The sequence below is a fragment of the Chroococcidiopsis sp. genome (assembly GCF_051657925.1).
In the GTDB taxonomy this organism is placed as follows: domain Bacteria; phylum Cyanobacteriota; class Cyanobacteriia; order Cyanobacteriales; family Chroococcidiopsidaceae; genus Chroococcidiopsis.
The window spans coordinates 19,748-31,914 of record NZ_JBOFLP010000171.1; the positions used below are offsets into that span (position 1 = coordinate 19,748).

The following is a 12,167-nucleotide window of genomic DNA, read 5'->3' on the forward strand; positions in this document are numbered from 1 at the left end:
TGTCAAATCTAAAATCACATCTATCAAGAGGTGAGAGGTAAGAGAGCGGTGCGTGAAGTGTGGGAAGTGTGGGAATTGTGGGAAGTGTGGGAGGACACAAGGGAGAATTTTCTCCCCCTCTCCCTTGTCTCCCTTGCCTCCCTTTCCCGACTCCCGACTCCCGACTCCCGACTTCTGACTTATCTTTTCGTCAATGTCGAACCCGTGCGTCCTGTCAGCACCCAAAGCAAAGCTCTACCTCCGTCGCGGATGGTTTTGTTATATGGTTCTGGCGATCGCTTGGAGGGAACGGAAATCGGGGTAAAATCAATCCCACGACTACCTAAGACAATTTGACCGATTGTTTCGGCACGGCGCATATGATAGTCAGACGTGATCAGGTAGATTTTCTTGATGCCCCGCTTTTGAAACTCGTCGACTAAAGTAGTAAAGTTTGTGACCGTATCGACTGCCTGGTAGTCTAAATGCAAGCGACTGCGATCGACACCAGCTTGGGTAAATAAATTACGGGCGTATTCTTTCGGACTACCACCAGAAACCCAAATTGGTAAATCTGGCTTGTTGCGTGCAAATTCGATCGCAAACTGCTCCCGTTGGACTGAACCACCGAGGACGAGAATTGCTTGATATGGCTCCAACTGGCTTTTCACCTCTTTGTATCCCAGCCACAATAAGGTAGGCAGTAGTAGTATCAGCCAACACCAACTCCTACGCCCAGATTTTCGCAGCTTAACCCGTCGATAACGTCGCTTTTTCAGAACTTTAACAGAGCTTCAGCGCAACAACACGAATATCTAGGGTAGCAGGCAATAGTGTAGGGCGGCTGAGGTCGAAAGAAATTTTGGAAAAGTGTTGGGAAGAAAATTACAATTTATAAAAATTAATGCTTCTGTCAGGCGACTTGAGTTGAACTGGTAATAGCTAGGGAAGTTAAGCACAATGAAAGCAGCAAAATTATCGTTGGCGGTTATCTTATCCACGACTGCGATCGCAGGTGGAGTTTTATTTTCTTCTGTCGATCCAGCTCAATCTTATCCTTGCAGCAGATATCGGAACAGCTACACGACGCAAACAATTGATTGGTGGCGTTCTCCTTGGGTAGCAGTTTTGACTATTCCTGGAATTGCTCTAGGAGTAACTCTTTATAGGCGCGGTCGTTCGTATCAGAATTAACGGTGCAATTTTCACGTATTTTAGTAGGGGCGCACCGCGGTGCGCCCCTACAGGTATGCATTTTGCCTCTGACAAGAGTGCTTCTCGCCTCTTGCCTCTGTTTACTGTAGAGTTTAACTAATCAAATTTACAGAGAAACACTCGCTTTTGTGGCAGTTGATACCACTTAGTATGAGCGTGCATCGTAAAAAAACAGAGAAGAGTAGGACAAATTTATCATGTTTAAGAGGAGTGTACTGCTAGTGGGTGTTGCGCTGGTAGCAACTCCTTTAGCTGCTTGCAGCCAATTTTATTCCCAGTCACCACAGCCACAGGGAACCGCCCAAACAGGAAGTAGCCCAGCCGCAGGGGGAGGAGGGGGTACATTAGATGCAGCTAAGTCTCGCGGCAGGCTGGCGTGCGGTGTCAGCGGTACTTTACCAGGATTTAGCTACGTAGACCAAGCAGGTAAGTATTCTGGACTCGATGTGGATATCTGTCGGGCGATCGCAGCGGCTTTATTTGACGATCCGAATGCTGTCGATTTCCGCAATCTGAACGCAAAAGAGAGATTCACTGCCCTGCAAGCAGGAGAAGTCGATATTCTCAGTCGCAATACGACTTGGACGATGAGTCGCGATACTTCGGTAGGGCTGGAGTTTCTTCCCGTGACGTTTTATGACGGTCAGGGCGTAATGGTGAAGAAATCTGCTGGGACAAAAGACTTGAAGGGTTTGCAGGGTAAAGCTGTTTGCATGGAGACGGGAACCACTACCGAGCAAAACTTTGCCGACCAAATGCGCAAAATTGGAGTGAAATACACGCCCCTAGTATTTGAAGATGCTAATGCCGTTTACGCCGCATACGAACAAGGTCGGTGTCAGGCTGTGAGTACCGATCGCTCTGGATTGGTATCCCGTCGAACAACGCTGAAAAATCCGCAAGATAATATTATTCTAGATGCGCTTTTATCCAAAGAACCGCTAACACCTGCCGTGAAAAACGGAGACTCCCGCTGGTTTGATGCAGTTAAGTGGACGATCTTTGGCTTAATTGAAGCCGAAGAACTGGGGATTAATTCCAAAAACATCGACCAATTCGCCAAAAGCCAAGACCCAGTTGTCAAAAGATTGCTAGGCACGGAAGGGAATTTAGGTCAAGGTGCGGGTTTACCGAATGATTTTGTTGCCCGTGCGGTGAGGAAAGTCGGCAACTACGGTGAGATTTACAACCGCAATCTCGGACCTGGCACGCCATTCAATTTACCACGCGGTCAGAACGATATCTGGGAGAAAGGTGGCTTACACTACGCTCCACCATTTAGATAGCAGGGAGCAGAGAGCAGGGAGCAGAGGGGCAGAGGAGCGGCAACTACCAACTACCAACTACCAACTACCAACTACCGCTACATGAAGTTGCAGAAACTATTACGAGACGATCGCTTCTGGCAGATTGCCGGACAGGCGATCGCGGTTTTGTTGGTGGTAATTTTTATTGCCCTGATTTGGGATAATCTCACTTACAATCTGCGGCAATTAGGCATTCAGTTAGGATTTGATTTTTTGGGAGTCCAAGCCTCTTTCGATATTGGCGAAACTCTCATTTCCTACGATCCTTCTGACAGCTACGGTCGGGCAATTTTTGTAGGATTGATTAATTCGCTACGAGTGGTAGCAATTGGTCTGGTTTTAGCTACTATTTTCGGATTGATTTTTGGAGTTGCCCAACTTTCAGATAATTGGTTAGTACGACGTATTGCTGTTGCTTATGTAGAAATCTTCCGCAACGTACCTCTACTATTGCAACTATTTTTTTGGTACTTTGCCGTTTTTATCAATTTACCAGGAACTGACAATCCAATTGCTCTACTTGGTTCTGCTTACCTGACGGGACAAGGCGTATTTTTCCCGTGGCTGGAAATTGGGGCGGGGGGAGGCATTTGGTTGGTGTTACTGCTGGCGGGAATTGTTGGGGCGATCGCCTTGTGGCGCTGGCGGGGGCGCGTCATGGTAGAACGAGGACAGGCAGGACATCAAATTTGGTATGCTTTGGGTTCTATTTTAGGGGCGGCGATCGTTGCTTTTGTCTTGACCCGCAGTATTCCCTTTCGGTTGAGTATTCCGCAAGTTATGCAGGGACAGATTGAGGGTGGATTGCGCCTGTCTCCAGAGTTTTGCGCCCTACTCGCTGGACTGGTGATTTATACGAGTAGTTATATTGCTGAAATTGTGAGGGCGGGGATTCTAGCCGTACCAAAAGGGCAGTGGGAAGCAGCCCGTGCTTTGGGACTGAAGCCAAATCGGATCATGCAAATGGTGATTTTACCGCAAGCATTGCGCGTGATTATACCACCCTTGACGAGTCACTACCTCAACTTAGCTAAAAACTCCAGTTTGGCGATCGCAGTCGGTTTTCCCGATGTTTATTTTGTTGCTTCCACAACATTTAATCAGACGGGACGGGCTGTGGAAGTGATGTTGCTGATTATGATTACCTATCTAACCACAAGCTTAACCATCTCTCTGATTATGAATTTATACAACCGCACCGTGCAAATTAAGGAGAGATAGACCCTTGCAAATCCAATCGTCTGCGCCTCCTAACCCACCCACATCTCCCCTTAACTGGGTACAGAAAAATTTATTCAGTACTTGGTACAACAGTATCCTGACAATTGTTTGCTTAGCAGTCATTATTTGGGGACTGAGTAACTTTATTAGTTGGGCATTAACTACGGCACAGTGGGGAGTCGTGGGTGCAAACTTGCGGCTCTTTTTTGTCGGTCGATTTCCTCCCGAATTGTATTGGCGGGTGTGGACGGCGCTGGGACTGATTATCGGTTTAGTAGGGCTTTGTTGGGGTTATATTGTCAGAAAGTCACCATTATTTAGCCGGACAATTTTATGTGTTTTAGGGGTAATTATTGCAGCTATTGTACTGCTACCTTTAGACCTGAGTGCGCGTTTGTGGATATTAGCGATCGCCATTATTGCTATAGTTGGCTACGCAGTTGGACGTAAATTACCTACTAGTATTAGCCCTTGGCTAACACCAGCTTGGGGATTAGTATTTATCGTCAATATTTGGTTAATTGGAGGTGGTCTGGGTTTAACTTCAGTTCCAACAAATGTATGGTCGGGGCTATTACTAACCCTACTCACAGCAATTTGCGGGATCGTACTGTCGTTTCCCTTTGGCGTGTTACTTGCCCTCGGTCGCCAAAGTCCATTACCTATAGTCCGGATCTTATCGATCCTCTACATTGAAGTGATTCGCGGGTTACCACTCATTGGCATTCTCTTCTTAGCCCAGGTAATGTTACCGTTATTTCTCCCGCCTAACTTCCGCAATTTAGATCGCGTACTACGGGCGATCGCCGGACTAGTATTATTTAGTGCAGCGTATTTAGCAGAAAATATCCGTGGTGGATTACAAGCTATACCTATAGGACAATACGAAGCCGCTAAAGCCTTGGGATTAAGTTCGCCTTTAGTTGTGTTACTGATCGTATTACCCCAGGCACTTAAAGCCGTAATTCCCGCGATCGTCGGTCAATTTATTGGTTTATTTAAAGATACATCTCTACTCGCTCTATTTGGCTTACTAGAATTAACCGGAATCTCTCGCTCGATTTTGGCACAACCCCAATTCCTCGGACGTTATACCGAAGTTTATTTATTCATTGGCTTACTCTATTGGCTCTTTTGTTATGGAATGTCTACTGCAAGTCGCTATTTAGAACGGAAATTAAATGTAAATGGTTGAGGTTGACAGTTAACTGTCAACCTCAACCGTCAACAACCACCAACTACTGATGACAAATGACAAATGAGAATTCACAACCAATGATTGTTGCTGAGAACGTTCATAAGTGGTACAGCAGCAACAAATTCTACGTCCTGCGTGGGGTTAGCCTTACCGTAAATCGGGGGGAGGTAGTGGTGGTGATGGGTCCCTCTGGTTCGGGTAAATCTACATTTATCCGCACGTTTAATGCTTTAGAAGATTACCAACAAGGGCGAATTGAAATCGATGGAATTGCCCTGACTCACGACTTGCGCAACATCGATGCAATTCGTAGAGAAGTGGGAATGGTGTTTCAGCAATTTAACTTGTTTCCTCACCTGAGTGTATTACAAAACGTAACTCTTTCGCCGATTTGGGTACGCCGTTGGAAAAAGCAAAAAGCGGAAGAAGTCGCCATGCAACTGTTGGAAAGGGTAGGAATTTTAGAACAAGCGCAAAAGTACCCAGGACAACTTTCTGGCGGACAACAACAACGGGTAGCGATCGCCCGGGCGTTGGCAATGCAGCCTAAAATTATGTTATTTGACGAACCTACATCAGCGCTTGACCCAGAAATGGTACGAGAAGTGTTAGATGTGATGAGGAATTTAGCGCGATCGGGGATGACAATGGTAGTCGTGACGCACGAAGTTGGGTTTGCCCGCGAAGTTGCCGATCGCATCGTTTTAATGGATGGTGGAATGTTAGTCGAACAAGCCCCACCCCAAGAATTTTTTCAAAACCCCAAAGAAGAACGGACGCGCAAGTTTTTATCGCAAATTTTGTAAACGAGGGAATCGTAGGGGCGGGTTTTTTGACGATACTTGTACCAGAACAAATAGTTCGGCAGTTAAACCCGCCCGTACAGGAGTAGGGTAAGAGATGAAAGGTAGATTTTGACCTTTGATGTTTGACTTTTGACTTTCCGCTCATGGTTGCAATCGTATTCGGTAGTATCAACATCGATCTAGTTAGCAAAACACCCAGATTACCTTTACCTGGGGAAACATTAACGGGACATAGTTTTGCTACCGCACCCGGGGGAAAAGGCGCAAATCAGGCAGTTGCGATCGCTAAATTGGGCGTTCCCTCTTACATGGTAGGGCGCGTTGGCGCAGATAATTTCGGTCGGGAATTATTAGCCAGTCTGCAAGCGGCGGGAGTACGAACTGAAAATGTATTAGTCGATGAAAGTATCAGTTCTGGGGTAGCTGCGATTGCAGTTGATGACAATGGTGAAAACCAAATTATCATAACTCCTGGGGCAAATGGACGAGTCGATGAGACAGATGTAGAACGTCTCCAGAGTGTATTAAAAATCCTCTCTAGCTCCCCTTTCCAAAAGGGGGGAACAAATAGCCCCCCTTCCCAAGGGGGGTTGGGAGGATCGATACTACTCCTCCAACTAGAAATTCCCCTCAGCGTCGTTATTGCAGCCGCCCAAGTTGCAAAAGCAGCAGGAATTCAAGTCATTCTCGATCCTGCACCAGCCCAAAACTTACCAGACGAACTTTATCCCTTGGTCGATATCATCACCCCAAACGAAACTGAAGCGGGGCGATTAGTTGGCTTTATTGTAGATGGACGAGAAGCTGCAACCGAAGCAGCGCGGGCTTTGTTACAAAAAGGTGTGGGTAACGCGATCGTCAAACTTGGTGCTAAGGGTGTCGTCTGTGCTACTCAAGCAGAAACATTTTTTACTCCCGCCTTCTCCGTCACGGCTGTAGATACGGTAGCCGCAGGAGATGCCTTCAATGGTGGTTTAGCTGCGGCACTAGTAGAAGGACTACCCTTGAGACAAGCAGTAGTATGGGGTGCAGCGGCGGGCGCTTTAGCTGCAACCAAGCCAGGGGCGCAGTCTGCAATGTGCGATCGCCCTACTTTGGAGGCATTAATGGCAACTGGATCGTAAATGTTGCCCCGTGTCCTACACCAAGACTTGCAGCGTGAATTGTACCACCATGCAATTCTACGATGTGACGGGCGATCGCCAATCCCAGCCCCAATCCTCCTTGTTTATTAGGACTCTGAGCTTGACGAAAGCGATCGAAGACGTGCGGTAAAAACTCAGGACTAATACCATTACCCGTGTCGATAACTTGAATTTGAGCATAGGAGTGGTGAGTGGTGAATTCTCCTCTGCTCCCTGCTACGCGGCTCCGATGGCGAGGAAACCTCGCCCTCTGCCCGCTTCCCTGCTCCCTGCTCCCTGCTAATGACAACTGGACTTTAATTTTGCCACCTTCGGGAGTAAATTTAATGGCGTTCGAGAGTAAGTTACCCAAGACTTGTTGTAAGCGATCGCGATCGCCAGAAACAATAATTCCGACTGCTGAATTTTGAATTCCGAATTCTAAATGAATCTGCTTGGCGCTAGCAGCAAGAAAAGTAGTTTCAACCGACTCTTCTACCAGGGAAACTAAATCGAACTGACTCTCTTTTAGTTCTAGTTTGCCGCGAATCATGCGCGACACGTCTAACAGATCTTCGAGCAATTTTGCTTGAGATTGGGCGTTACGCTCGATCGCGTCTAAGGCACGAGCAGCAGTTTCAGCATTTACTCGACGAGTCTTGAGCAGTTTTGCCCAACCCAGAATCGCATTCAAGGGGGAGCGTAAATCGTGAGACACCATTGCCACAAACTCATCTTTGGCACGGTTAGCGGCTTCAGCTTCTATCTGTGCTTGCTGGGCTAGTTCCAGCATACGGGCGTTTTCGACTTCGCTCTGTTTGCGATCGCTGATATCGCGTTGAATGGCAACAAAATGAGTATACTGTCCTGCTGCATCAGCGATAGGTGTAATGCTAATGTCTACCCAAAACTCCGAGCCATCCTTACGGTAATTAATCAGTTCTTCTTGTACTGCTTGTCTGGCTTCTAAGGCATCCCGAATACGTTTGAGCGCTGCTTTATCGGTTTTAGCACCTTGGAGAAAACGCGGCGATCTGCCTACAACTTCTTCACAGGTATAGCCAGATAAGTTAGTGAATGCTTGATTGACATATACGATTCGCGGTCCTGGCTCCTCTATAGGGGCGATCGCGGTTATTATGACGGCATCGTTAGCATTGACAACGACTGATTCTAACAACCTTAGCCGTTCTTCTGCTTGTTTTCGTGAGGTAATATCTCGCCAAGCAGCCACAAAACCGTCATCTAATTTTGTTGCGTGGATATCAAAAGCTCTGGTTAAATATTCTTGGTTAAATCTATCTGAATAAATTAACGCTTCTTTGATTAAAGGTTTGCCTGTTTCTACAACTTGGCAGTATTCTTCAAATAATCCAGTTTGTCGATGGGAAGGCAAAATTTCACAGAGGTTCTTCCCAATTTGTTCTGCTGCTGTCATGCGGTTATTAGTACAAGCTGCCGCATTTACATACTCGACAATAAAATCTATAATTTTACCTGACTCGTTGCGCCGGCTTTTGTAGATACCAAAGCAATCGAGCATATTTTCAATTGAAGTGCGAAATCTGTCTTCGCTTTGTTCTAATTGCTGTTGTAGGCGATCGCGTTCTAAAATATTATGAATTGCTAAACGAAGATTTTCTGACGTAGTTTTTCCTTTTACCAAATAGTCAGCCGCACCGCTTTTCATTGCTTGCACGGCAACATCTTCATTTCCTCGTCCCGTCAACATAATGACTGGTAATTGAATTTTACCGAATTGAGTTTTTAACTCGCATAAAAACTCAATACCGTCAATATCGGGGAGGTGAAAGTCTAACAAAATAGCATCTGGCTGTACTAGTTTGCATACTTCTAGTCCATTCTCACCATAATCTGCTTCTAAAAATATGTAATGGTAGCGATCGTCAGCAAGTAAGAAGCGACGGTATGTTTCTCGATCTTCAGGAGAATCATCAACGATGAGAACTGTTCTCTCAAAACTCATCAATACCTCCTACTATGAGGTAGAATCACGAATTCAAACCAATATTGAATGAGAATTTGAATCGTATGCATTAATTTTTTCACATCCATTGGTTTAATAATGTAGCCATTCACGCCATAGCGATAACAAACCTCCACGTCTTTTGGATTGGAAGATGTTGTAAATACTACAATAGGAATTATTTTTAACTCCTCGTCTTGCTTGATCTGTTCCAGTACTTCCCGTCCATCTGTACCTGGTAAATTTAAATCAAGAACAATAATTGCTGGACGAAGTACTCGCTCTAGATCGGCGTACTCGCCATCATTATATAAATAGTCTAATGCATCGTCACCATCAATACAGCGATGAATAGGATTGGTAACGGATAACTGCCGCATTATCCGCCCGAAAGCTTCAAAATCTTCATCGCTATCTTCAATTAACAGCAATGGTTGGGTCGATCTATTAGCCATACGCTCAACTTGAGTTGCTAATTTGAAAGAAGTGACCATTATTTCGTACCATTTTTGTCATTTGTCATTTGTCACTGATAACTGATAACTGATAACTGAAATACGTAGATCGGGTAGGGTGCGTTACGCTACGCTAACGCACCCTACTAAAAGAGTATTAACCGTGCAATGTAAAATAAAACGTACTACCTTCTCCATAAGTTGATTCCACCCAAATTTTCCCACCATGACGTTCTACAATTTTCTTGGCAATGGTTAAACCAGCGCCAGTCCCACCTCCATATCGATTCGGTGCATGTAATCGCTTAAATATGCGGAAAATGGTCTCCAGATGTTTTTCTCTAATTCCAATACCGTTATCTCTAACATAGAAGACAAAAGAATTACTTTGGCTATCATCAGAGTTACTTTCAGATTCTAAATAGCCGATTTCTACAGATTTATCTTCTTTGTTATTATATTTAATTGCATTGCTAATTAGATTACTAAAAACTTCACTAACTTGGACGCGATCGCATTCAACAGTTGGTAAATTCCGAGAAATGCGAATATTAGTTCTCTCTTCTTTCAAACTAATATTTAGTACATCAATGACGTTACTAACCAATTCATTCAAATTCGTTTTTTGGAACGAAAGTTCTATCCTTCCTAACCGCGAGAAGTGAAGTAGAGATTCAATCAAATCCTCCATTCGCTGCGTCAAACGTACCAAAGTTTGCAGTTTAAATGCGCCGTCTTCATTCAGAATATCTGCATAATCTTCAAGCAGAAAGCTGGAGTAGTTATGAATCCCTCGTAATGGCTCTTTTAAATCGTGGGAAGCAATATATGCAAAGGCATCGAGTTCGCTATTACTCCGTTCTAACTCACTATTAATTCGTGCTAATTCCGCTGCTTTACGCAGCACAATACCTACAATTGCACTTCTCAGTTCTACTGCTACATCAATTTCGCATTGTTGCCAAGGTAGAGATTTTAATTTTACTGTTTCTTGCCACAATTCAAAAGATTTACGCGGGGATAGGCGCAAACTTCCATCTTGTTGTATCTCAACTGGTTTATAAGGATTACCACCCCAATTAACAGTTTGAATGACTTCAGGACGAAACCAAAGAATGTAGTCATTTTGACTTTTGGAGATAGCCGTTGCTAACAAACCACTTGCACTATCTTTAAATTTTGTCGCAGGTTGATAAACTTTTGGCAGCGAGTCCGTGCAGTATACGTCATTATTAATTTGAGTTTCGAGCCATTGAATTAATTCTTGAATTTCTGTTTCACGGGGCGTTTTACCAACTAGCCATACCTTACTGTCTGTACAAATAGCAACTCCCTCGCTAGCAGTCAACTCTAATAAATTGATTCGATCTTGGAGTAAACTCTCAACAAAATTTTCGTCTTGAGGAATAATTTCAACAAATTTTGATAAAATTGAATTGAGTTTAATCTTGTAGTCCATGCCTTCATTATCTTCTTTGGCAGCCAGTTCCAGGGACATGACTTGACCCAAAAACTCGCAAGCCGTACGGACTTCACAACTGAGATAATTAGCTGAGGAATGATGGCAGGCAATCAATCCCCATAATTTTTTATTTTTAATCAAAGAAATGGACATAGAAGCGCCGACTCCCATATTTTTTAAATACTCAATATGGATCGGAGAAACGCTACGTAAAATACTAAGACTCAAATCCAAAGTCTTATTGTTATCTGAATCAGTAGAAATAATTTCTACAGGTTGGTAATTGATATCGGGAACGAGTCGGAGGAGATTTAGGGTATAAAGATGCTTGGCTTGCTTAGGAATATCGGAAGCAGGATAGTGCAAGCCAAGATAAGAATTCAAATCTTCGCGTTTATCTTCCGCTATAACCGTGCCAGCACCTTCAGAATTAAAACGATAAACCATGACGCGATCGAAGTTAGTCAGTTTTCTAACTTCTTTCACAACAATTTGGCACATTTCTGCTAAAGTATGTACCTTTTGCGTCCGATCGATCGGGTTTTTGACTAAATGATAAAAATCAAAAAAGTCTCTACTTTTATTCGTTCTTCTTGGCTCTAGCTCTAGAATAAGTAAATTATCTATATTGCGATGAATAATTCCATCAAAAACTAGAGTTTTGTCTTGAGTTTTTATGGCTACTTTTAAGGGGTTTACACTATCAAATTCCTGCGATAAACATTGTTTTATTGAATTAATGTGCTTCAAATTAAGTAAATAACTTAATGGTTTATCTAGTAATTCTTGAGCTGAAATTTTAATAATATCGGAAACATTCTTGCTAACTTGTACAACGATTAAGTCAGGTTCTTGTAGGACAAAAAGTATACCGTGAGGTTGGATAGACCCAGGAATATGAATTGGTTCGCGATCGCAATTCGTCAAATCAACCGTTTCGGCGATCGTCAACTCGTCCGATTGTGAAGCACTGGCGTTGTCTCGATCTAGCGATTGTAATGACCAGTCCATACAATTAAACCTGATAGTTAGGCTGCTACAACCCTATGCTATAGGATTATTTCTATAGGTATAGAAGTAATAGCTCAGCTTATTGTATCATCTTCTAGACAATGGTTATTTACGATACAAAATTAAGATAGTCTTGATTTTACTAACCATAGATAAATCATTATTGTTTCTAAAAATTAGAAGAAATACATAGTCTGTGAGGGTGTGCGATCGATACACCCTAACAAGAATGCAATTTTAGTTCGGCAAAGCTACTAATTGAGATTCAATTGTAGTAGGATTGAGACTGCGACCGATAAAAACCAATCGAGTTTGCGGCATTTCTTCAGGTTGCCAAAGGCGATCGTAAAATTGGTCAAATCGCGTCCCCACGCCTTGTAAAACTAGACGCATTGGTTTATT

The 12,167-nt window shown here is 43.8% G+C and carries 11 protein-coding genes; 6 read left to right on the plus strand and 5 right to left on the minus strand.

Translation table 11 applies throughout. The features are described from left to right. Positions 1-179 precede the first annotated feature (179 nt). Positions 180-692: a YdcF family protein gene (locus ACRC32_RS13935; protein WP_438554545.1), complete on the minus strand. Its 513-nt coding sequence runs from the start codon at positions 690-692 to the stop codon at positions 180-182. Positions 693-939: 247 nt separating this feature from the next. Between ACRC32_RS13935 and ACRC32_RS13940 the strand changes: the two genes are divergently transcribed. The 6 genes from ACRC32_RS13940 (at position 940) to ACRC32_RS13965 (ending at position 6,850) form a co-directional block, all read left to right on the plus strand. After that, positions 940-1,173: a hypothetical protein gene (locus tag ACRC32_RS13940; RefSeq protein WP_438554535.1), complete on the plus strand. Its 234-nt coding sequence runs from the start codon at positions 940-942 to the stop codon at positions 1,171-1,173. A gap of 218 nt (positions 1,174-1,391) precedes the next feature. Continuing rightward, positions 1,392-2,480 carry an amino acid ABC transporter substrate-binding protein gene (locus ACRC32_RS13945; protein ID WP_438554536.1) on the plus strand — a complete coding sequence of 363 codons (1,089 nt, stop codon included), beginning with the start codon at positions 1,392-1,394 and terminating at the stop codon, positions 2,478-2,480. 81 nt (positions 2,481-2,561) lie between these two features. Beyond that, positions 2,562-3,722: an amino acid ABC transporter permease gene (locus ACRC32_RS13950; protein WP_438554537.1), complete on the plus strand. Its 1,161-nt coding sequence runs from the start codon at positions 2,562-2,564 to the stop codon at positions 3,720-3,722. 4 nt (positions 3,723-3,726) lie between these two features. Beyond that, positions 3,727-4,917, plus strand: a complete 1,191-nt coding sequence (locus ACRC32_RS13955; RefSeq protein ID WP_438554538.1) for an amino acid ABC transporter permease — start codon at positions 3,727-3,729, stop codon at positions 4,915-4,917. A 56-nt stretch (positions 4,918-4,973) separates the two neighbouring features. Then, positions 4,974-5,726 (plus strand): amino acid ABC transporter ATP-binding protein, encoded by a 753-nt coding sequence (locus ACRC32_RS13960; protein ID WP_438554539.1) that lies wholly within the window; start codon positions 4,974-4,976, stop codon positions 5,724-5,726. A gap of 143 nt (positions 5,727-5,869) precedes the next feature. Then, the gene (locus ACRC32_RS13965) at positions 5,870-6,850 is read left to right on the plus strand and encodes a ribokinase (protein WP_438554540.1); all 981 of its coding nucleotides are present in this window, start codon (positions 5,870-5,872) and stop codon (positions 6,848-6,850) included. On the opposite strand, the gene ACRC32_RS13970 is transcribed toward ACRC32_RS13965, so the two are convergent. From ACRC32_RS13970 to ACRC32_RS13985, 4 genes are all read right to left on the minus strand, one after another. Next, the gene (locus ACRC32_RS13970) at positions 6,816-8,837 is read right to left on the minus strand and encodes a PAS domain S-box protein (RefSeq protein ID WP_438554541.1); all 2,022 of its coding nucleotides are present in this window, start codon (positions 8,835-8,837) and stop codon (positions 6,816-6,818) included. The two genes, ACRC32_RS13965 and ACRC32_RS13970, sit on opposite strands and share 35 nt — an antisense overlap. Continuing rightward, positions 8,837-9,292 (minus strand): response regulator, encoded by a 456-nt coding sequence (locus tag ACRC32_RS13975; protein WP_438554542.1) that lies wholly within the window; start codon positions 9,290-9,292, stop codon positions 8,837-8,839. Before ACRC32_RS13975 ends, ACRC32_RS13970 begins: the two co-directional genes overlap by 1 nt. A gap of 157 nt (positions 9,293-9,449) precedes the next feature. Continuing rightward, positions 9,450-11,765, minus strand: coding sequence for an ATP-binding protein (locus ACRC32_RS13980; RefSeq protein WP_438554543.1), 2,316 nt, complete (start codon positions 11,763-11,765; stop codon positions 9,450-9,452). A 237-nt stretch (positions 11,766-12,002) separates the two neighbouring features. Next, the coding region (locus ACRC32_RS13985; protein ID WP_438554546.1) for a GTP-binding protein at positions 12,003-12,167 on the minus strand (165 nt) is incomplete at its 5' end.

What these genes read in the sequence shown, in the direction of transcription:
- ACRC32_RS13940 (WP_438554535.1), top strand. Translation starts at nt 940, where the DNA reads ATGAAAGCAGCAAAATTATCGTTGGCGGTTATCTTATCCACGACTGCG.
- ACRC32_RS13945 (WP_438554536.1), top strand. Translation starts at nt 1,392, where the DNA reads ATGTTTAAGAGGAGTGTACTGCTAGTGGGTGTTGCGCTGGTAGCAACT.
- ACRC32_RS13950 (WP_438554537.1), top strand. Translation starts at nt 2,562, where the DNA reads ATGAAGTTGCAGAAACTATTACGAGACGATCGCTTCTGGCAGATTGCC.
- ACRC32_RS13960 (WP_438554539.1), top strand. Translation starts at nt 4,974, where the DNA reads ATGACAAATGAGAATTCACAACCAATGATTGTTGCTGAGAACGTTCAT.
- ACRC32_RS13965 (WP_438554540.1), top strand. Translation starts at nt 5,870, where the DNA reads ATGGTTGCAATCGTATTCGGTAGTATCAACATCGATCTAGTTAGCAAA.
- ACRC32_RS13970 (WP_438554541.1), bottom strand. Translation starts at nt 8,837, where the DNA reads ATGAGTTTTGAGAGAACAGTTCTCATCGTTGATGATTCTCCTGAAGAT.
- ACRC32_RS13975 (WP_438554542.1), bottom strand. Translation starts at nt 9,292, where the DNA reads ATGGCTAATAGATCGACCCAACCATTGCTGTTAATTGAAGATAGCGAT.
- ACRC32_RS13980 (WP_438554543.1), bottom strand. Translation starts at nt 11,765, where the DNA reads ATGGACTGGTCATTACAATCGCTAGATCGAGACAACGCCAGTGCTTCA.